Annotated in this window: 20 protein-coding genes; 11 read left to right on the top strand and 9 right to left on the bottom strand. The window is 71.4% G+C overall.

Annotated features, from left to right (window positions below):
- Nucleotides 1-2: 2 nt before the first annotated feature.
- Nucleotides 3-716, top strand: coding sequence for an NAD(P)-binding domain-containing protein (locus ABZ883_RS20335; protein WP_360907802.1), 714 nt, complete (start codon nucleotides 3-5; stop codon nucleotides 714-716).
- Nucleotides 717-752: 36 nt separating this feature from the next.
- Here the strand turns inward: ABZ883_RS20335 and ABZ883_RS20330 are convergent, their stop codons facing one another.
- The 7 genes from ABZ883_RS20330 to ABZ883_RS20300 all read right to left on the bottom strand — a co-directional run bounded on the left by ABZ883_RS20330 (nucleotide 753) and on the right by ABZ883_RS20300 (nucleotide 9,923).
- Nucleotides 753-1,163: a DUF732 domain-containing protein gene (locus tag ABZ883_RS20330; RefSeq protein ID WP_360907800.1), complete on the bottom strand. Its 411-nt coding sequence runs from the start codon at nucleotides 1,161-1,163 to the stop codon at nucleotides 753-755.
- A 131-nt stretch (nucleotides 1,164-1,294) separates the two neighbouring features.
- Nucleotides 1,295-2,401: a DNA alkylation repair protein gene (locus ABZ883_RS20325; RefSeq protein WP_360907798.1), complete on the bottom strand. Its 1,107-nt coding sequence runs from the start codon at nucleotides 2,399-2,401 to the stop codon at nucleotides 1,295-1,297.
- Nucleotides 2,402-2,615: 214 nt separating this feature from the next.
- Nucleotides 2,616-5,411, bottom strand: a complete 2,796-nt coding sequence (locus ABZ883_RS20320; protein WP_360907796.1) for a hypothetical protein — start codon at nucleotides 5,409-5,411, stop codon at nucleotides 2,616-2,618.
- Nucleotides 5,408-6,520: an AAA family ATPase gene (locus ABZ883_RS20315; RefSeq protein ID WP_360907794.1), complete on the bottom strand. Its 1,113-nt coding sequence runs from the start codon at nucleotides 6,518-6,520 to the stop codon at nucleotides 5,408-5,410. The genes ABZ883_RS20320 and ABZ883_RS20315 overlap by 4 nt, the downstream gene beginning before the upstream one ends.
- Nucleotides 6,521-6,541: 21 nt before the next feature.
- Nucleotides 6,542-8,011, bottom strand: coding sequence for a VWA domain-containing protein (locus ABZ883_RS20310; protein ID WP_360907792.1), 1,470 nt, complete (start codon nucleotides 8,009-8,011; stop codon nucleotides 6,542-6,544).
- On the bottom strand, nucleotides 8,008-9,429 hold the full coding sequence (locus ABZ883_RS20305) for a hypothetical protein (protein WP_360907790.1): 1,422 nt from the start codon (nucleotides 9,427-9,429) through the stop codon (nucleotides 8,008-8,010). Before ABZ883_RS20305 ends, ABZ883_RS20310 begins: the two co-directional genes overlap by 4 nt.
- Complete coding sequence (locus ABZ883_RS20300) at nucleotides 9,399-9,923, bottom strand: hypothetical protein (RefSeq protein ID WP_360907788.1); 525 nt, start codon at nucleotides 9,921-9,923, stop codon at nucleotides 9,399-9,401. The genes ABZ883_RS20305 and ABZ883_RS20300 overlap by 31 nt, the downstream gene beginning before the upstream one ends.
- A 170-nt stretch (nucleotides 9,924-10,093) precedes the next feature.
- Between ABZ883_RS20300 and ABZ883_RS20295 the strand changes: the two genes are divergently transcribed.
- The 4 genes from ABZ883_RS20295 (at nucleotide 10,094) to ABZ883_RS20280 (ending at nucleotide 12,753) form a co-directional block, all read left to right on the top strand.
- Nucleotides 10,094-10,432, top strand: coding sequence for a hypothetical protein (locus ABZ883_RS20295; RefSeq protein ID WP_360907786.1), 339 nt, complete (start codon nucleotides 10,094-10,096; stop codon nucleotides 10,430-10,432).
- Between the two features lie 150 nt (nucleotides 10,433-10,582).
- Nucleotides 10,583-10,864: a hypothetical protein gene (locus ABZ883_RS20290; RefSeq protein ID WP_360907783.1), complete on the top strand. Its 282-nt coding sequence runs from the start codon at nucleotides 10,583-10,585 to the stop codon at nucleotides 10,862-10,864.
- Nucleotides 10,865-11,398: 534 nt separating this feature from the next.
- Nucleotides 11,399-12,145, top strand: coding sequence for an SDR family NAD(P)-dependent oxidoreductase (locus ABZ883_RS20285; RefSeq protein ID WP_360907781.1), 747 nt, complete (start codon nucleotides 11,399-11,401; stop codon nucleotides 12,143-12,145).
- An 86-nt stretch (nucleotides 12,146-12,231) separates the two neighbouring features.
- The gene (locus ABZ883_RS20280) at nucleotides 12,232-12,753 is read left to right on the top strand and encodes an ATP-binding protein (protein ID WP_360907779.1); all 522 of its coding nucleotides are present in this window, start codon (nucleotides 12,232-12,234) and stop codon (nucleotides 12,751-12,753) included.
- Here the strand turns inward: ABZ883_RS20280 and ABZ883_RS20275 are convergent.
- Both ABZ883_RS20275 and ABZ883_RS20270 read right to left on the bottom strand, forming a co-directional pair.
- Nucleotides 12,731-13,159: a MarR family winged helix-turn-helix transcriptional regulator gene (locus ABZ883_RS20275; protein WP_360907776.1), complete on the bottom strand. Its 429-nt coding sequence runs from the start codon at nucleotides 13,157-13,159 to the stop codon at nucleotides 12,731-12,733. The genes ABZ883_RS20280 and ABZ883_RS20275 overlap by 23 nt on opposite strands.
- Nucleotides 13,160-13,404: 245 nt before the next feature.
- A complete protein-coding gene (locus ABZ883_RS20270) occupies nucleotides 13,405-13,914 on the bottom strand; it encodes a MarR family winged helix-turn-helix transcriptional regulator (protein ID WP_360907774.1) in 510 nt (169 codons plus the stop codon).
- A 134-nt stretch (nucleotides 13,915-14,048) separates the two neighbouring features.
- Between ABZ883_RS20270 and ABZ883_RS20265 the strand changes: the two genes are divergently transcribed.
- The 6 genes from ABZ883_RS20265 to ABZ883_RS20240 all read left to right on the top strand — a co-directional run bounded on the left by ABZ883_RS20265 (nucleotide 14,049) and on the right by ABZ883_RS20240 (nucleotide 20,092).
- A complete protein-coding gene (locus ABZ883_RS20265; RefSeq protein WP_360907772.1) occupies nucleotides 14,049-15,590 on the top strand; it encodes an MFS transporter in 1,542 nt (513 codons plus the stop codon).
- A gap of 16 nt (nucleotides 15,591-15,606) precedes the next feature.
- A complete protein-coding gene (locus ABZ883_RS20260) occupies nucleotides 15,607-16,290 on the top strand; it encodes a hypothetical protein (RefSeq protein WP_360907770.1) in 684 nt (227 codons plus the stop codon).
- A gap of 98 nt (nucleotides 16,291-16,388) precedes the next feature.
- Nucleotides 16,389-17,003 (top strand): hypothetical protein, encoded by a 615-nt coding sequence (locus tag ABZ883_RS20255; protein WP_360907768.1) that lies wholly within the window; start codon nucleotides 16,389-16,391, stop codon nucleotides 17,001-17,003.
- Between the two features lie 84 nt (nucleotides 17,004-17,087).
- On the top strand, nucleotides 17,088-18,353 hold the full coding sequence (locus ABZ883_RS20250) for a tetratricopeptide repeat protein (protein ID WP_360907766.1): 1,266 nt from the start codon (nucleotides 17,088-17,090) through the stop codon (nucleotides 18,351-18,353).
- 201 nt (nucleotides 18,354-18,554) lie between these two features.
- The gene (locus ABZ883_RS20245; RefSeq protein WP_360907764.1) at nucleotides 18,555-19,523 is read left to right on the top strand and encodes an esterase-like activity of phytase family protein; all 969 of its coding nucleotides are present in this window, start codon (nucleotides 18,555-18,557) and stop codon (nucleotides 19,521-19,523) included.
- Between the two features lie 41 nt (nucleotides 19,524-19,564).
- Entirely contained in the window at nucleotides 19,565-20,092 is a 528-nt protein-coding gene (locus tag ABZ883_RS20240; protein WP_360907762.1) for a hypothetical protein, read from the top strand.
- Nucleotides 20,093-20,105 lie beyond the last annotated feature (13 nt).

Below are 20,105 nucleotides of genomic sequence, written 5' to 3'. Positions count from 1 at the left end.
ACATGAACACCGAGGGCGTGCGCACGATCGGCATCCTGGGCGCGGGGAAGGTCGGGACCGTGCTGGGCCGGCTGGCCCTGGCGGCCGGTCACCGGGTGCTGATCGCGGGCTCGGGCGATCCCGCCCCCATCGCGCTGACGGTGGAGGTCCTCACCCCGGGCGCCGTCGCGGTCACCCCCGCCGAGGCCGCGGCCCGCGCCGACATCGCCGTCCTGGCGCTGCCGCTGGGCAAGTACCGCAGCGTCCCGGCCGAGGCGCTGCGGGGCAAGCTCGTCATCGACGCGATGAACTACTGGTGGGAGGTCGACGGCATCCGCGACGACCTGACCGACCCCAGGACCTCGTCGAGCGAGACCGTCCAGGCGTTCCTGTCCGGGTCGCGGGTGGTGAAGGCGTTCAACCACATGGGGTACCACGACCTGGAGGACGGGGCACGGCCCGCGGGTGCGCCCGGGCGCAAGGCGATCGCCATCGCGGGCGACGGCCCCGACGACCTCGCGGAGGTCGCGAGCCTCGTCGACGCGCTCGGCTTCGACCCCGTCGTCGCCGGGCCGCTCGCCCAGGGCGTGCGCCTCGAACCGGGGACCGAGCCCTTCGGCGCCAATGTCGACAGCGGCGAACTCACGGCTATGCTCGCGCGGTTCCCGGACACCGAGCGCGGTCGCGCGGTCGCCGAGGCCCGGGCGGCCGGTCCGGCCGCGGACCCTGTCGGGTAGCCCCGCGCGCGCCCGGGCCCGGACGCCCACCGCGGTTCACCGCATGTCGGGGCAGATGAATTTCTGTGCCGCGCGGACGATGCGGCGCGCCTCCGTCGGGGCCACCTGGTGCCCCGCGTGGCTGAAACGGTCGGCGGTCCTGGCGATCACGGCCCCTCGGTTGACGTCTGCCGCAAGGAGTACGCAGATGTCCCGGCCCGCCCAGATGGCCGGGTCCATGCCCCTGGAGTCCAGCGCGGGGTCGATGTCACCGATGGCCTTGAGGTAGGCGTCGCGGTGCGCGGGAGCGGGATACGACGGGACGGCGCCGCCGGCCACCGCGTCCGCGAGGACCTTCTCGGAGACATGGGTCCCCGAGGAGGCCGGCTCGGACCGCTGCGTACCGGCGGAGCACGCGCAGACGGTGATCAGCATGGTGGCCGCGACGGCGAGGCGGAGAATTCTCATCGCTCCACAGAACCGGATCGCCGCCGCGGATGTCGGCCCACCGGGCCATGTGGCCGGGCCGCTCAACCGAATGGCGGACACGAACCGGCGCAACGATCAGGACGTGCGGCGGGCGGCCCGCCGGTCCGTCCTCACACGGGGACGACCAGGTCGAAACCCGCCTTGCCCTGGGCCACACCGTTGATCTGCAGTTCGAGCATGTGGCTTCCGGGATGGAACACGCGCGTGCTGATCCGCTTGAAGGAGTGCCGCCGGCTGATGGAGGCCCGCTCCCCCGCGCCCAGGGTCCTGGTGGTCAGCTTGAAGACCTTGGGGGCGGTGGTGCCGTTGGCCTTCCGGTAGTGGATGACGTAGTCGATCGCCAGCTTGGCCGGGGTGTCGCCCGTGTTCTCCACGTGGAAGGTGAAGGTCAGCTCCTCCCCCACGGTCACCCGCGTCGTGGTCAGTTCGGGCCCGGTGAGGGCGACATCGGCGGCGGGTTCGAATCCCAGCAGCGCCAGGGCACCCGGGTGGCCCTTCTTGATCGCCGTGCGCAGGGCGTGCCGGATCAGCCGGGGCGTGTGCTCGTCGGGGTCCGCCGCCCAGCGTGTGACCACTTCGACGGCGAGGTCGGGGTCGGCGTGGCTGATGTCGTTGACGTGGTTGGCGACCGAGCGCCGTACGTACTCGGAGGGGTCGCGGTAGAGGGCGTCGAGGATGGGCAGGGTCGCCCGGGGCCGGGCGGTGATCCCCGGGACGCGGATCGCCCAGGGCAGCCTCGGGCGGGTGCCTTCCGTGGCGAGGCGCCGGACGTGCTCGTCCGGGTGGTGCACCCACTGCTGGACGATCGTGAGGGCGCGTTCCGGATCGGCCACGAGCACACGCCGGATGGCGAATTCGGCGGTCAGCCGCGGGGTGAGGTCGGCGAGCAGTGCCAGGGCGGCGTCGAAGGCTTCGGGCTCCGCCGCTTCCAGGGCGCGGGAGACGACGGCCTCCGTGACGGGCCAGATCATCCACCCGGTGAATCCCGGGTCCTCGAGCGCGGTGCGAACGATCGCCTCCGTGCGGGGGTAACCATCGGGCAGGTCCGCCAGCAGGGCGTCGCGCAGCAGGTCACTGCGTTCCCGCAGGGCCAGTCCGTCGAGACGCGCGGCGGCGGAGCGCACAGCGGCCGCGCCCCGGGTACCGTTCGCCTTTTCCATGCAGACGCCGAGTCCTGCCGCGGCGGCCTGGCCCAGCAGTTCTTCCGCGAGGGGCACCGGGGCGGTCCTTTCGGTTCTCCCGGCTCGGTACACGTGGCGTGGCCGGGGTGAGCGGCGCGCGGCCGACGGCACGACCGCGCGAACAGTTACTTCGATCCTAGCAGTCACTCTCGGGGGGCCATAACCGGCTCGGCCTCCGGGCCTGCCGGCCTGCCCGCGGATCCGGACGCGACCGGCGCCGGATCCGCGGTGCGCTCTCGTCCCACCGCACTCATGCGCCTCCCAGCAGGGCCTCCAGTGCCGCGGCCGTGTCCGGATACCGGGCGGTCAGCACCACGCCGGACGGGCCGGGCTCCTCCGTCGACCACGTCCCGTCGCAGCCCAGGAGGTCCGCCACCGCGTCGCACGTGGCGGGATGGGCGGCGAGCAGCACACCGGCGCGGCCGCCTCCCGCGGGCAGCGCCCGGTGCACGGCCTCCGGCCCGGGCTGTGTACGCCAGGGCGGCACCCACGCGTCGAGTGCTTCGAGCCGGCCGGGGAAGGTCCGCCCGGCCTCGCGTATCAGCAGCGGGGCCAGTTCGGCGCCGCTCGACCGCAGATGGGAGATCAGGAGCGGCAACCAGGGCAGGAGCACCGGGTCCGGCAGCCGCCCGAACGCGTTCGACACCGTCTCCACGACGAAATCGGCGAGCCCCGGGACGGGCTCCAGACTGTGGAGGAAACCACTGAGGTAGCGCGGATAGGCGGGCACCACCAAGGGGTTGCCGAGCAGTTCGTCGCACCGGGCCCGCAGCTCCGCGCGGGAGAGGGTGCCCAAGTGCACCTGGGCCGCCCACAGCAGCGCCGCCTTCGACGGATCCCGCGGATGGGACTGCGCCACCGCCAGCTCCAGCTGGGTCCGGTCGCAGCCGAGCGACAGCGCCAGGCTCTCCATGCCGAACAGGAAGCCCAGCATCGCCGCGACCTGGCCGACCGTGGCGTCGTCGTCGGTGAACGCCGTCGGCAGCAGGGTGCAGTAGTGGGCGTATCCGGTCTTGGTGAAGGACTCGATCCACGGCGGCAGCACCGGCTCGCTCGTGCGGTAGTACGCGAGCAGCCGCCGCACCCTGCGCAGCACCTCGGGCGCGCCGTCGACTCCGCGTTCGGCGGAGAGCACGTCGAGGGCGTGGTTGCCCAGTTCGTCGGCGATGCGGCGGCTGCGCAGGTACAGGGTCGCGTCCTCGACGCCCTCCAGGACCGTCGCGGCGGTAGCCTGCGGGCCGTACGCCTTGCGGCGCAGGCGCTGCTCCAGCACCTGTTCGATGCTGACGCCCTCGTAGCCGAGCTCGATGAGCGCGCGCTGGTGGGTGCCCAGGGCCACGTCCCAGGACTCCTGGATCGACTGCTCGCCGAGCTTCCGGTCGCCCATGATCGGCCGTGCCGTGCCCTGCGGCATCAGATAGCGCAGCATCCACAGCACGTCGGAGCACGCCGCCAGTTCCGGGCGGCCGGCGATGTCCAGCAGCGCCCGCTGCACACCGCGCTGCTGGAGCCTAAGACCCAGCGGTGCGAGCCGGTCGTGGACGTCGCGGGCCAGGGGCGGCAGCGCGTCGTAGCCGACCTGCCCGATCCGGTCGCCCCCCATCATGATCTCCACCAGCCGGCGCACATCGCGCCGGCCGGGCACGGCGTCCTTCTCGATGCAGGTGACGGCCGCGTCCTGGAAGTCGTACGGCGTCGGTCTGGCCCGGTCGCGCATCCCGGCCAGCAGGATCGACGTCTCGAACACGGCGATGGCGTCGGCGGTGGAGGCGAGATACCCGTTGCGGCGCGCGGCGCGGACGATCTCCACCGACCAGCCGAGCAGTTCGGCCTCGTCCAGCCGGTCCAGGACGGGCGGGCGCTGGAGAAAGCCCGTCAGCTGATCGGAGGGCGGCACCTCCGGCACCGGGGTGGTCGCGGCCTTCTTGGCCGGTGTCCTCTTGGTGCCGGCCTGGCCGCTCAGGCGGTACGGCTTCACCTGCGTCCGCTTGAGGTTCTTCGCCCAGACCGTCGCGGCGATCGACACCGACCCCGAGGCGAGGCCGAACTGCGCCTCGATCGCCGCGTGGCTGGACGGGATCAGGCCGTGCAGCCACTTTGTGGCGCTGCGCGGACTGATCTCGAAGGTGTCGGCGCCGTCGACGCCGAACTCCGCGACCCGGCTGGCCGCGTGGAAGGCGCCGCAGACGTAGAGGCAGTCCGCCGGATCGGTGCCGGTGGCGGCCAGGTGCTCGCGCATCCTGGTCCACATGTGGCGCTCCCGGTCCTCGTCCACGCGCACCCGGGCGGGGTCGCCGGGCGCGAGGCGCCGGAAGAGGCTTCCTATCAGCAGCATGACCTGCCGGTACGTGTCGTGGTCGGTGTCGCCGAGCGGCAGTTCGACGTACTGGTGCCACCACTCCGACCAGTGCCGGACCCGGCCGTGGCGCAGCAGGTGCTCCTCCAGTTCGGCGAAGCGCGGCCGCAGGTCGCCGATCTCCACGCCGACCGCGTCACCGTGCAGCGCCGCCTCCTCCTCGGCGGGCGCCGCGTCCGGATCGGCGGGGCCGGCGGGGAGCTCCGCGCGGGCGTCCCACTGGAAGACGTGGTCGGAGGAGCGGTCGACGAGGACCAGCTCGACGCCGGGGGTGTCCAGGGCGTAGGCGATCGCCTGGTACTCGGCCGACGCCTCGGTGATCGGCGCCACCACGGACAGCGGAGCCCAGTCGGCGGGGAAGCCGTCGACCTGGGTGGCGAACGCCTGGACCGCCACCGGGAACCTGCAGTTGCGCAGTTCGGTCAGCAGCGGTGCCATGTCCTCGCACAGCTCCAGGTAGACGACCTTCGGCTGCTTCTCGCGCAGGCGGCGCGCCATCGCGACCGCCGAGGCGGGCGAGTGGTGGCAGGCGGGGAAGATCTCCAGCGGCTCGCGCACCGCGCGGTCGACGTCGTCGACGATGCCGAGGAGGATGCCCTCCAGGGTGCCGGGCCCGTCGGCGAAGGCCGCGGCGGCCTCCTGCAGCTGTGTGCGCAGCGCCTCGAAGGTCCCCTCGTGCGCGCCGCTCATGACAGGGTGGCGATCGCGTCGCGGCCGCCCTCCAGGAACTCCGGCCAGGAACCGCCCTCCTCCTTGCTGCGCGGCTCGACGACGCCGTGCAGGTACTTGTTGAGGATGGCCAGGTCCTCGGGCGCGCGCCGGGCCAGGGAGCCGACGAGCGAGGAGGCGAGCGTACGGGCGGTCAGGGCGCGCTCGCCGAAGAAGTTGCTGTGCAGGATCGAGTCCTCGAGCACACCGATCTGCTCGGCGGTCGACAGCGCGGACTCCAGCTTCTCGTCGTCGCTGCCGGCCGCGGCGGCGGAGGCCCGCAGGTCGGCGAAGCTCTGCAGCAGCACGTCGAGCAGCGTCGGCGGCACGTCCAGCTCGATCTGGTGGCGGCGCAGCAGTTCCTCGGTGCGGAAGCGGACGATCTCCGCCTCGCTCTTCTTGTTCGTCACCACGGGGATGCGCACGAAGTTGAAACGGCGCTTGAGGGCGGAGGACAGGTCGTTGACGCCCCGGTCACGGCTGTTGGCGGTGGCGATGACCGAGAAGCCGGGCTTGGCGAAGACGATGCTGTCGCTGTCGAGTTCGGGCACCGAGATGTACTTCTCGGAGAGGATCGAGATCAGCGCGTCCTGGACATCGCTGGTGGAGCGGGTGAGTTCCTCGAACCGGCCGATGGCCCCGGTCTCCATCGCCGTCATGATCGGGGAGGGGATCATCGACTCCCGCGACTGGCCCTTGGCGATGACCATGGACACGTTCCAGGAGTACTTGATGTGGTCCTCGGTGGTGCCGGCGGTGCCCTGGACGACGAGGGTGGAGTTGCGGCAGATCGCGGCCGACAGCAGTTCGGCCAGCCAGCTCTTGCCCGTGCCGGGGTCGCCGATGAGCAGCAGGCCGCGGTCGGAGGCGAGCGTGACGATGGAGCGCTCGACGAAACTGCGGTCGCCGAACCACTTCTGGGAGATCTCGCGGTCCAGGCCGTCGGAGCGCTCGGAGCCCAGGACGAACAGGCGGACCATCTTGGGCGACAGACGCCAGGAGAAGGGCTTGGGGCCGTCGTCGACGGACTCCAGCCAGTCGAGCTCCTCGGCGTACTTGGTCTCGGCGGGGGCACGCAGCAGATCGGACATGTGGAAGGGGCCTTTCGTGAGCTAGGCGAGGAACGTCTTGAGCTCGTGGACGAGCTTGCGGATGTGGCCGGAGAGCACGGGCGTGCCGAGCGTCTTGAAGCGCTCCCGGAACCAGGGGTTGACCTCCTGGCGGCCGGAGCTGGTGACCGAGCCGACCGGGATGAACTTCACCCCGGAGCGGTGGACGGCCTCGATGCCCTCGAACAGCGGCTGCGAGCGGTCGAATTCGTAGAAGTCCGAGATCCACACCATCACGGTGTTCCGCGGCTCGGTGATCTTCGGAAGGGCCTTGGCCATCGCGACGGGACCGTCGTTGCCACCCCCGAGGCGGGTGCGCAGCAGCACCTCGAAGGGGTCGCCCACCCAGGGGGTGAGGTCGAGGGCGCGGGTGTCGTACGCGATCAGGTGGACGTCCACCTTCGGCAGCCCCGCGAAGATCGAGGCCAGAATGGTGCAGTTGACCATCGAGTCGACCATCGAGCCCGACTGGTCCACCACGACGATCAGCCGTTGCGGCGTCGTCTTGCGGGCGGTGTGCCGGTAGTAGAGGCGGTCGACGTACAACCGCTCCTCCTCCGGGCTCCAGTTGGTGAGGTTCTTCCAGATGGTCCGGTCGAGGTCGAGGTTGCGGAACACCCGCTTGGGCGGGACGGAGCGGTCCACGGCCCCCACCGTGGTCTGCTCGACCTGGGTGCGCAGCACCTCCGCGACCTCGTCGACGAAGCGGCGGATCAGGGACTTGGCGTTGGCCAGGGCCAGGCCGGAGAGGTTGCTCTTGTCCCGCAGCAGTTGCTCGATGAGCGACATGCTCGGAGTGAGCTGAGCGGCGAGCTTGGGGTCGGCCAGCACCTCGCGCAGTTGCATCCGCTTGACGAGGTCGGCCTCGATCGCGCCGAGTTCCGGGCCGATCGCCGGGATCAGCCCGCCGGGACCGGGTGTCGCGACCCCCGTACCGGGGCCGGGGCCGGTGGCCGTGGCGCCCTGGCCCCCGGTGGGTCCCGTGGCCCTCGCGCCGCGGCCGCCGCGCAGCTCGCCGGGCCGGCAGCCGAGGGCCCGCTCCAGCCAGCCGGCGTCGGCCTGCCAGCGTGCCAGCTGCCCCGCGCTCACCGGACCGGAGCCGGTGGCGAAGACGTTGAGCAGCACCTTGGACACCAGCGCCGCGCGCCGTACCTCGGCGGCCCGGTCGCGCGCGTCGTCGTCGGTACCGGGATCCGGCGCGGGGTCGGGTGCCATCACTCCGTCGAACTCGGCGGCCAGTTCCGGGTGCCGCTGCACGACCGCGTCGACGGAGGTCTGCGGGTCGAGGAGCGCGGACGGCAGGCCGATGTCCTCGACGACGGCGAGGCTCGTCGATTCCAGCGCGGGCTGCTCCTCGTGGTCGAAGAGGCGGGCCAGGAGCCGCCAGTACAAAACCTGGCGGCGGCTTTCATTGGCGGTCGCGTCACGACCGTGCGCCGTGCCGGCCGTGGGGCCGGTGATCTGCTCGGTCATGTGCGCAGCAGCCTTCCGGCGCGTTCCCGCAGCACGGCCACGGCGTCGGTGGCGGCCTTCTCCGCCTTGGCACCGGCCTTGTCGGTCGTGCCTCCGGCCCACCCTCCGGCGTGAACGGCGACCGCCTTGTTCCGTACGGTCGTCTCCACGGCGAGGGGCTGGACACGGAACGTCCCGGCGTCCCAGCGGAGCAGTCCGATGCACGCGCCGGACGCGGCGACGGCCTCGGGGGTGAGGGGCCCGGCGACGGGAATGCGGTCGGTGTCGACGGCGAGAGACCGGCCCGCGACGGTGAACACCACCTTCTCGTCGTCCTTTTCGACGGCGTAGCCCTCCAGGAAGACGGGGACGGCGATGCGCGCCGGGTGGCGGTCCAGAGGTGCGGTCGCCGTGTCGGTGGCGGTCGGCAGGGAGACCCGGGCGGTGGTGAAGGCCCCGGCGGGCTCCCCCGGGTTCGCGTGCTCGTCGCTCCAGAGCAGGTCGCCCCCGGCGGTGACCGGCATGCCGGCGAGGTCCATCGAGCGGCCCTCGCCGGCAGCGGCGAGGAGCGACATGTGGGGGCGGAGCAGCTGCCAGATGCCGGCGCCGACGATCGTGTCGGGCTTGGGCACCGAGACGCCGGCTCGCACCAGGCGGGCCGCGCTGCCGTCCGCGGGCTCGAACACCGCGTGGACCTGCACCTGTGCGGCGGTGTCGTGTTCCTGGAGGTCGACGCCGAGGGGCAGGAGGCGGCCGGTGACCGTGCCGGCCGGCCGGGCGTCGGCGGCGCCGGGCAGCGTCAGCAGCATGGCGCGTGACCACAGGTCGGCCCAGCGGCGCAGCGGGAAGTGCTCCAGGGACGCACCCGGGCACGAGGCCGCCAGCTCGGCGGCGAAGCCGTCGAGCAGCGTCGCGAGCCGCCGCAGGGCCGGGTCCGGGAGCATCGCGGAGACGACGTGAGCCGATCCGGAGACCACGTCGTGGTCGAGGCCCCGCCAGCCGGAGCGCGCCAGGTCGCAGAGCCAGGAGCGGGCGGCGGCGCGCAGGTTCGCGGCCTGCTCCCCGCCGGTGGCCGCCGGGGCGGCGTACTCGTCGCGGGACCGCCCGGTCGCCTCCGCGACGCGGGCCGAAAGCGCGTCGTGGACGGAGCCGAGCAACGCGGTACGTGCCGCGGCCAGAGCGACGAAGTGGTCGTCGCCCGCGACTCCGCCCGCCGCCTTCTCGGCCGCCTCGGAGACCCTGGCGGACAGCGGCGTTCCCGCGACGGCGTGCGCGAGTTCCGTCAGGCCGGCGGCCTGGGCCGGCTGCGGACGGAGCAGCCCGGCGACCATGACCCGGTCGAAGGCGTCGACGGCCGCCAGGGCCTCGTCGAGCCCTTCGACGGATTCGAGGAGCAGGTCCGCGCGCATCACGCCACCGCCCGGGTCGGCGGGAACCACTGCATCTCGGGCAGCGGTGCGGTGGTGGGGGCGAGTTCCAGGTAGGCCAGGTGCCGCAGGAACCGGCTGAAGACGAGCGCGGCCGCCTGGGTGTCCCCCTGGGCCGGGTGTGCGGCGGTCATGGCGGCGGTGACGGTCTCCGTACTGGGCTCCCCCGTGGTCGTCTCGACCCGCAGATAGCGGGCGACGCGGGCGACGCCGTACTGCAGGACCGACTCGCTGATCAGCGCCCGGATGTGGTTGCAGAAGGAACCCCGCGCGCCGCCGCAGGGCCGGTTGTTGTTGGTGCTGCAGGCGAACGCGTAGCTGCCCGCCGTGACCGACGAGACGTACACCCGCTCGACATCCGAGCCGCTGGACACCACACCCTGCAATCGCCCGTCGGCCAGCTCGACGAACGGAACCTTGGCGAGCTTGCGCGGCCGTGCGGGTGCCGTCACCCGCGCCGTGCTCGACCTCTCCCGATCTGACAACGCCCATCTCCTGTGCACCATGGGGGAATCCACGCCGCACCGGCGGGACACGACTGAACATACGGGCGATCACTGACAACGGGCGTCGCGAAGCCGGGGCCCCACCGGATCGGACGGGGTGTCAGAGGGTGCGGGTAGCCTGCGGGGCAGTTGGCGGAAGACGACGGGCCCGATACGGATGAGGACGCGGCATGGCACCTGAGCGCATAGGCACGGTCTCCGAGACCCCGATCGCCCTGAAGGGGGGCGGAGAGGCGGTGCTCACCCTCGCGGACGTGGCTGTCGCCGCTTTGCACACGGATGACGACGACCCGAGGTACACGGTGCTGGTGGCGGTCGCCGGGAGAAATCTCCCCGTGGTCGCCCTGGTGCGCAACGCCCTGGGCGGCCGGGACCCCGGCAACACGAACGTCGCCGAAACGGCCCTGCGCAGGCTCGGGTTCACGGTCCTGGTCAAGCGCAGGTTCGACAACGCCACGGGGGAACCGGTGCGGCTCACGCGGGAGCAGATCGACGGTTCCTCGACCTGACCTGCCCGCCGAGGATGCGTCAGGTCCTTCGTGCGGCGGCCCCAACCGTCCGCGCGTGGCCGGAACAGCGACCCGCCCCCACCCCCATCACACGGTCTCCGTATGATCCCCACATCTGATCCACATGTGGAGCCACCCGGGGGACCCGTCATGACCTGGTCGATCACAGCCATGTGGCACGCGTGGACGGCACGCCGACAGGGCTGGGACCCGGAGATCGTACGCGCGCTGCGCCTGCCCGTCCCCTCCCCCGTACAGGACACCGCCCGCGCACTCGTCCACGCCGGTCGCTGGAACGACGCCCTCGACCACATACGGCAGTCCACCGGACACAACCGGCGCGACGCCCGCTGCATCGCCCGCGCCCTCCAGTACGGGTGGCGCCTCCCCCTCCCCCGCGCCGCCCGGCAGCCCCGCGGTCCCCGCCGCTGAGACAGGCGGCCTCACGCGGCCAGGTCGAACGGGGTGCCGAAGCGCGAGGGGTCGCGCCTGTGCTGCCGCCGTCACTTCTTGCGCTCCCCCCGGTCGGTCAAGCGCGGTCCCGCACTCGGCACGCCCTTCTTCGCGGCCATCGGCGGACTGATGCCGATCATGGCCTGGCCTGTCAGAAAGGCCTGCACACGGACGCGCTCCACAGCGACCTGACCATTCCACCGTTCGCGGTCGCGCTGCCCATCGGCTCGCTGTTCGCCTCGCGGGCGAGCGACCGGTTCGGACGGCGCACTCTCGCGGCGGAAGCCCTCTCCCGGACCGCCGGTCCGGGCATCCTCATCGCCACGGTCGCCGGCACGTGGCCCCTGGTGCTGTCGGCGGGGTTCCGCCATTTCACATAATGCAGGGTCCTACATCAAAACAGGTATCTTATTCAGGAATGGACACTGGCTATGGCCTGTTAGCATCCTCAAATACAGGATCCTTCAATAATGCCGGATCCGACATCACATCTCCCCGAAGGAAAGAATGATCATGGGTATGTCCGGACGTACGGCCCTCGTCACCGGCGCCACCGCAGGCATCGGGCGGGCAGTCGCTGTGCAGCTCGCACAGGAGGGCGCCGACGTCATCGTGCACGGCCGTGATGCCGAGCGCGGTGCGGCGGTGGTCGCGGAGATCGAGGCCGGCGGGGGCTCCGCGCGGTTCCTCCAGGCCGATCTCGGTAGCACCGAGGACGTGCTGCGTCTGGCCGAACAGGCCGGTGACGTGGATGTACTGGTGAACAACGCCGGCATCTACAAGTTCCAGTCGACCGCCGAGATGACCGCGGAGCTGTTCGACCTCCAGGTGAACCTGAACACCAAGGCGCCCTACCTGCTGGTACGGGCCCTGGTCCCGGGCATGGCCCAGCGGGGCTGGGGCTCGGTGGTGAACATCGGTACTGTCGCCGCCTCGGTGGCCACCAGCTATACCGGCATATATGCCGCGTCCAAGGCCGCGATCGAGCAGCTCACCCGCATCTGGGGGGCCGAGTACGCCACGCAGGGCGTGCGGATCAACACCGTCTCGCCCGGCCCGGTGCGCACGCCGGGCACGGATGCCGACCCGGCCACGTTGAAGGCGATCGCCGACGGCATGTCGGCCATGGGGCGTGTCGGTGAGCCCGAGGAGATCGCCGAGGCCGTCCTCTTCCTGGCTTCCGACCGCGCCAGCTACATCACCGGCGCCACCCTCGAGGTGACCGGCGGCCGGCCCGCCATCGGGCCCAAGGCCGCCTGAGCCCCGGCCCGGGGCGGGACGGATCGTCATCCCGCACCGCCCCGGGCCCCTCACCCAGCAGGATCTGCCGACTGAAGGTGATCACCGTGAGCAGTCACGCGGAGCGATTCAGCGGGCCGTACAGCACATCGCCGGGGGCTGGCCGCGTCGCATGCGGCCGGCCGGGCGAGCACTCCCCGGCACCCGCCGCGCAGCTCTTCACCCGTGACACCTGCGCGGTGCGCCGGGCGCGTCGATTCGTCGCTCACACCCTGGACGACTGGGGTGTTACCGAACGCACCGCTGACGTCGTCCTGTGCGCCGCGGAACTCGCCGCCAATGCCTGTGAGCACACACGGCCCGGACCCGGACAATTCCTGGTGCGGGTGCTGCTGTGCGAGGGCGCCGTCCGCGTGGAGGTGCACGACAGGGATCCGCGGCGGCCCGAACCGGGGAAGCCGGATGCCGGAACACCGTCCGGGCGCGGATTGATCATCGTCATGGACCTCGCCGACGGATACGGAGTCGACGACAAACCGGCAGGCGGCAAAGCTGTTTGGGCCCGCTTCGACATGACGGCCCGGCAGAACACCCAGCCCTCCCGCGCTACTCCGCGGCGTCGGCGGTGACTTCCGGGGCGAGGTCGGCGACACGGTCGAGGAGTGTGATCAGCTGGGCGTACTCCTCCCCGGACATCGCCTCCCGCAGTCCACGCTCCACGCTCGCGGCGAATCCGCTCGCGGCAGCTGCCCGCTCGACCCCGGCCGGGGTGAGGGAGACGAGCATGACGCGGCCGTGATCCGGTGAGGCGTGCCGCTCGACCAGCCCCTTCAGCTCCAGGTTCTTCACGATCCCGGTCATGGTCTGCGAGGTGACCAGTGCCTCGCGGGCGAGCTGGGTGCACGACTTCGCGGCACCGCCGGTCAGGTAGCCCAGCGCCGTGCACTGCGGGGAGGTCAGGTCCAGCTCTCGGATCCCGACGAACTTGCGTGCGCTCAGAGCCTGCTCGGCGCGCTTGAGGTGAAAACTCAGCATGTTCGCAGAATCGGCCGGGGCGTCGGACGCCGTACGCGCCTTCTTCTTCGATGCCATCGCTGACCGCCCTGCCTCTCCTGGAGTTTTCGCCAAGCATAACGCTGAGCCAGTGTAGGAACCTCAATGGGAACAGGTCCCACAACTGCCTGCGGACCGGCCCCGGCCGCATTCCGAGGCCGCGTGGCACCCTGCGCCGGTCTCACAGGCCGGCGTGTGCGCGGTCGGGCCGCGCACACGCCGACGCGTCACCGCCTCGCCGCCTCCCCTTCGGCGCGCCCCGGGACCTGGGGGGCGAGTTCCGCGACGCGGCCGAGGAGCCTGACCAACTGGGCGTAGTCCTCCTCGGGCAGCGCCTCGCGCAGCCCGTGCTCGACGCGCTCGGCGAACCCGCCGACGGCTGCAGCCCGTTCCCTCCCCGCCGGAGAGAGCGTGACGAGCACGACCCTGCCGTGGTCGGGCGAAGGATTCCGCTCGACCAGGCCCTTCAGCTCCAGGTTCCGCACGATCCCGGTCATGGCCTGCGGAGTGACCAAGGCCTCGCGGGCGAGTTGTGTGCACGATTTCGCGGCCCCGCAGTTCAGGGAACCCAAGACTTTGCACTGTGGGCCGGTGAGGTCCAGTTCCCGCACGCCGCGGGCTTTGCGTGCCACGATCGCCTGCTCGGCGCGCTTCAGGTGGACGCTGAGTGCACCCCCGGTCGCCGCCGGTCCGGCCTGGTCTCCCGGCCTCTCACGTGGCTTTTTCTTCGGTGCCATGGCCGATCGGACCGCCTCTCTCATCTCCGCGCCCACTCGGCACACTTCGTCGTCCCGGGACGGGTGGCCCATGCCCTGCCGCTCGCGGGCACCACTCGTCGCAGGATCCTCATCTGTTGTAGAGTCCTGTGATTATGAAATACACGACTCGACACAAGCGTACTCATACCAAGCAGCGCCCTGCATGGCTCACGCTGCTGATCGTCTCCCTGGCCGTCTTCAACGTCCCCGAGGCGCTGACCGGCGCGGGTGTCGCCCTCCCGGGCGTGGCCGCGCAGATGCACTCCAGCGCGCAGGCACTGCAATGGGTGGTGGTCGGCTTCAACGTGACCTTCGCGTCGCTGATGCTGGCCTTCGGCACCCTCGCGGACCGCGTCGGGCGCCGCCGCATCTTCCTCATAGGCATCACCGTGTTCGGTGTCGCCGCCGCGGTGTGCACCTTCGCCGGGTCGATCCTGGTCCTGGACATCGCACGGGCCGTCGGCGGGATCGGGGCGAGCGCCACACTCACGGCCGGGTCCGCCCTCATCGCCTCCCGTTTCCACGGGGCCGCGCGGGTCCGCGCCTTCGGGATCTTCGGCACCGCCATCGGGGCGGGACTGGCCTTCGGCCCGCTCATCTCCGGCGCGGTGGACTCCGCGACGGGCTGGCGCGGTGTGTTCGCGATCCCCGCGGCCCTGGGACTGCTCGTCGCGCTCGTGGCCCGCCCCATGCTCGACGAGTCCCGCAACGCCGCGGCCCACCGGCTGGACTGGCCCGGCACCATCACCTTCACCGCCGGCCTGTTCCTCTTCATCTTCGCCCTGGTGGAGGCTCCCGCCTTCGGCTGGATCTCCCCCGTCGTCCTGGGCTCGCTGGCCGCGTTCGTCGCGCTGATGCTGGTCTTCCACGCCGTGGAGAAGCGGCACCCCACCCCCATGTTCGACCTGTCCCTGCTCCGCCACGCCCGCTTCATGGGCGTCAGCCTCGCCGCGATGGCCCTCGCCTTCAGCCTGCTGCCGCTCCTGGTGCTGCTGCCCACGTACTTCAGTGCCGTCGAGGGCTACAGCGCGCTGCACGCCGGAGGAGTCCTGCTGCTGTTCACCGCGCCCATGGTGCTCATGCCGATGTTCGCCGGCCTCGTCAACCGCGTGCTGTCGATGCGGGCCCAGCTGACCGTCGCCATGGTGCTCGTGGCTGGCGGCATGACGTGGCTGACCGTGATCGGCCCCGGGGTCGGCATCGGCACGCTGGCGGGCCCCCTCCTGGTGACGGGCATCGGCTACGGCGGCACCTTGGCGGTGCTGGACGGCGCGGCCATCTCCAGCGTGGACCTGCCCAAGGCCGGCATGGCGACAGGGATGTTCAACGCCTTCCGCCTGACCGGGGACACCGCCGCGGCGGCCGTGGGCGGATCCCTGCTCGTGAGCGTCACGGCGGCCCGGCTCACGGGCAAGGTGCCCGATCCCGACGCCGTCACCGAGCAGCTCAACGGCGGCATTCACACCACACTGCCGGCGGCGACCGGCGCCTTCACCAGCGCGCTGCACGTCGTGCTCTGGCTCGGCGCCGCCCTCGCCCTGATCACCGTCCCCGTCCTGCTGCGCACCATGCGCCCGCAGTCGTCGCCCTCGCTCGTGGTGGCCCGCTCCGAAGGCGTCGTCGCCGAGGAGCCCGCGGCTGAGCAGGTGCACTGACACTCACGGAGGAACCGTGCGCACCGTCGCACCAGAACTCTCGGGCGGCGTGCTGGACGTCCGGCCGCCACATCCCGTCCGCGCCGCAACGCCGCGGCCCGGCCTGCACCGGCTCGCCACTCCCACGCGGCCCGCGCTGCTGTACGTACCGGACCGGCTCCCGCTCCAGCCACGACCCCTGCTGGTCGCCTTCCACCAAGCCGGCGGCGCCCCCCGGGACATGCTCGCCCTGCTGCGCACCGAGGCCGAGCGGCGCGGGGTCCTACTCCTGGCCCCCGGCGCCGCCCGGCTGACCTGGGACGCCGTCAGGGACGACGCCTACGGTGCCGACGCCGCAGCACTGCGCCGCACCCTGACCGCTGTTCTGGGCCGTCTCCCCGTCGACCCCGACCGCATCGCCGTCGCCGGTTCCGCGGAAGGCGCCTCGTACGCGCTCGGTCTCGGCCTTGCCAACGGCGATCTGTTCACCCGCGTCCTGGCCTACTCCCCCGGCCGCATCCCTGCGGGCCGCAGAACCGGCCGGCCCACCGTGTTCATCTCCCACGGAATCCGCGACACCGTTCCGCCCGCGGCCCTCACCGGTCGTCGCGTGGCGGCCGAACTCGAGGAGGACGGCTACCACGTCGACTACGCCGAACATCCTCACGGCCACGGCACCCCCGCAAATGTCGTGAGAATGTCGGCCGAACTCCTCGACTGATCCGCCGGCGCGGGCCCGGAGGCGCCGCATCCAGGTGCCTCCGGGCCCGTACCGACGCCACCGGGGTTGAACCCCGGTGCGCCGGGTAGCGCAGGCGTATGCGGCTGTGGGGGCAGGACCTGTGGACGAGCCGGTATGTGGACGCTCTGCTGCCGGGCGTGGTGCGGCGCGTACTTGACGGGGCTGAGCCGCAGCCGCGCTACCTGTGGCGCCGGGTGCTCACGGTGGTATCGGTCGATGTGGACACGGCCGCCGGCGTCGGGGCGGTCTGGATCGTGTGGCGGCCGAAGTCTCGTCGGGCACGTCAGCACACCGCACTCCTGGAGTGGTACGACGAGCGGTGGCGGTGCCCGGGCGCAGCTATCGGTCCGGCGGACGATCCCACCAGCGTCGACGTGATCGAGGTCCGGGGCGGCGCCGGCACACTCAGCCTCACCCGTCGCCTGGACGTGTGTTCCGTCTCCCCGGGGACATGGATCAGCTGCGCCGAGATCCACGTCGGACCGGGCGTCGGCCACATCCTGATCGGCGACCGCCGGATCGATGCGCCCCAGCAGGGACGGCTGATCGCGGCGTGGAAGTGCCCCTACACCGAACGGAGAAAGCGTCCCCTCATCGTCGCTGCCGGGCACGACGGCACCGAACTCTCCCGTATGGGACCGCTCGACGGCCTGGACAGCAACACCTGGGCACGGGTGAGAAGGTACCTGTAGGCCGGCGGCCTCGACGGCGGCAGTGTTCATCGCGTCTTTGGGAGCGTGATCTCGCCGGCTCCCTTGCCACTAGCATCCGCCTTCATGGACGCGAACGACCTCGAACGGCGCCATCGCACGTACGACGGCTGGATTCCGCCCACCGTCGCCGCCCTTCTCCACGAGTACGGCCATCACGACATCCTCCGTGACGCCGCCGACCGCGGCGACTGGTTCTGCGCCCGCCAACTCGCCGCCACCGCCGAACAGGGCCCCGTCGGGCGGGCGGTCGCGCGGGCACTTCTGGAACCGTTCGCCGCCACCGGATGGTGGCCGGCTGTCAGTGCCGTCGTCGCCCTGCTCGCCGACGGGGAACGGTCCGACGAAGCCTTGTCGCTCCTGCGAGCGAAAGTCGACTCGGGCCACCGGGAGGCCGTCCGCGTGCTGGCACGTCTGCTCGCCGGGCTGGGCCGCATCGACGAGTTGGTCGCCCTGCTCGGCCCGCGCAGTGCGGACCAGGGTCTCGCGGGGGACCTGGTGGAACTCACCGCGGGCCACGGCCGCGACGCCGAGATCGCCGCGTTGCTCCCCCCTGTCCGTACCGGCTCCGCGGCACCGTTCGAGGACTGGAACTCCGACACCTGGGACACCGTGCCGTTGCACGCCGTGCTCCTCGAACGCCAGGGGCAGATCGACAAGGCGGCAGCCCTCCTGGACTCGGCAGGCCATGCTCGTCACCTCGTCCACCTCTTCGCGCGCCACAACCGTGAAGCCGAACTGCGGGCGCTCACAGCCGGAGCGGACAAGGAGTACGCAATGGACGCCCTGGCGGGCCTCCTTGAGGAACGAGACCGCGTACCGGAGGCGGTCGCCCTGCTCAAGGAACCCGCTCAAGCCGGAGACCCTCACGCGGCATTCGCCCTTGCCGATCTCCTGGCCCGGCAAGGCCGTCATGATGAGGCGGTCGAGGTGCTGCGGCCGGTCGTGGAGGCGAGCAGCGCCGATTCCGAATGGATCGTCCGGCTTCTCTGCCGCAGCCTTGTGGACGCCGGCAGGGCCGACGAGGCGCTCGCTTGCATTGATGACCACTTCGCCCGCCACAGCGGCCCCCGCCTCGACCACGCTCTGGCGCGGTCGTACGTCCTGGAGCTGTGCGGCCGCGCAGCGGATGCCGAGGCCGAACGCGCGCCGTTCGCGCCAACGGACGAGGAACTGCTCCAGGACGGAACGGTGAGCGGCGCCATCACCCTCGCGGAACGCCTCGTCCGGCGCAGTGAGCCCCGGAAGGCGATCGCCCATCTCCGTGACCGGCTCGACCAGCCACGGGCCCTGCAAAGGGAACACCTGCGACAACCGGCGTCGTATGGTTGAAGCGCGCCGAAATGGGCCAACTCGCGTGGACCTGCACTTCGGCCGGGCTCGGAGCCCCGACACACTTTGATGGCCAGTGTGCTCCAAGTAGCCCTGCCGCAGGGGCAGTAGGGTCGCAGGTACGGGAGGCGGTGACGGGCCGGCCGGGGAGATCTGGTAGATCTACCGCGGGCTTTGTCGGTCCTGCGCGAAGGGTTCAGTGTGGACGTTGTCATCGATGCGGCGGAGTCGCATGCCTGCTCGGCCTGGGTGGTCATCGACTGGTTCTCGGATGCCCTCGACAAGACGCACTTCCAGGACGTGTTCGTCGGGAACCTGTCCGCTCTGGCCCTGGACCCCGATGGCCGCATCGCCGCGCTCTCCGACCGTTCGACGCTCTTCACCCTGGACGCGGAGACCCATGCGCCCGTGCGTGTCACGAGGCTGCTGGACGAGAACGGCAAGGAGGCCGACTTCGAGGCGCTGGTCTTCGACCACGACGGCTCGCTGCTCGTTGCCTCCGAGAGCTCCGACGTCCGGCGCTACACGCGGGACGGCACGTTCGTCCGCATGCTCCCGGCCAACGACAGCCTCCGGGTCGCCCCGGCGGGGCGGGCCAGAGTCAACGAGACGTTCGAGGGACTCGCGCTGCAGCCCGGTGGTCTCACGCTCGTGGCCTCCATGGAGGGCTCACTGCGGGGGGACGATCCCCGGCTCCTGCGCTTCCAGACCTGGGAACGCGACCGACTCGACGCCGAGTTCCGCATCGCGGGGCAGTACGGCTACGCACGTGACACGGGTCTGGCGATATCGGACATCAACGCGACCGGCGACGGCAGGCTGCTGGTCGTGGAACGCGGATTCGACCGGAGCGTCGGCAACATCATCCGCCTCTATCTCGCCGACCCGCGCGGCGTGAGCGACGTGGCCGGTGTCGAGAAGCTGACCCGCCAGGACGACGTACGGCTCATGGGGAAGACCCTTCTGGTCGACATGGCCGACTGTCCGCCGCTCGGTGCGACGAATCCGCAGCCGCAGGCCAACCCGCTGCTGGGCAACATCGAGGGTATGACCGTCACAGGGCACGCCCCGGACGGCCGCCTCAGGCTGCTCATGGTGACGGACGACAATCAGAGTGCCGGCCAGACCACCCGGCTGTACGGGCTGACCGTCCGCCTGCCCAGCCTCTAGAGACGCACTGCCCCGCCCCACCCCGACCGGAGGTCCTCCGCATGTCCCCCGCACGATTACTCAGCGCTGCTCCGTTGGCCCTGGCAATCCTCGCCCTGTCCGGCTGCTCCTCCCTCCTGGGCTGCTCCGACACGACGACGGAGCGCGGGGAGGCCGGTGTCAAGGTGCAGGTCGTGGACGTCTACGGGCAGTCCCGGCACATCACGGCCGAGGTCGTGGACTGGCGCCTCGAGCCCCATCCGCAGGAGCCCTCCAAAGGTGATCAGGTCCACTTCCACTTCCGCTTCGACGGCGCCGACGACGCTACCGACCCTGTGGTGGACGCCTGCGCGGTCGACAAGAAGCGCGTGGTTCTGGGGTGTCGGACGGTCTCGTCGTCCGAGGCGTTCGGGCCCGGCGGTGTCCCCACGGGCGACGCCTGGATCACCGTCGGGCACCCCGAGCAGGTTGCCCAAGTGCTGGTGATCCCCAACGACCAGTCCTACGACAGACCAACCTGTGACCAGGACGTCAAGGACGGTGGCGGTCCGCACCCTCCGAAGCCGCCCGGTGCGGGCGACCGGCTGTAGTCCGTCAGCCAGG

The organism is Streptomyces sp. NPDC046977 (genome assembly GCF_040644455.1).
Classification (GTDB): domain Bacteria; phylum Actinomycetota; class Actinomycetes; order Streptomycetales; family Streptomycetaceae; genus Actinacidiphila.
This window is presented reverse-complemented; position numbering and strand designations above follow the sequence as displayed.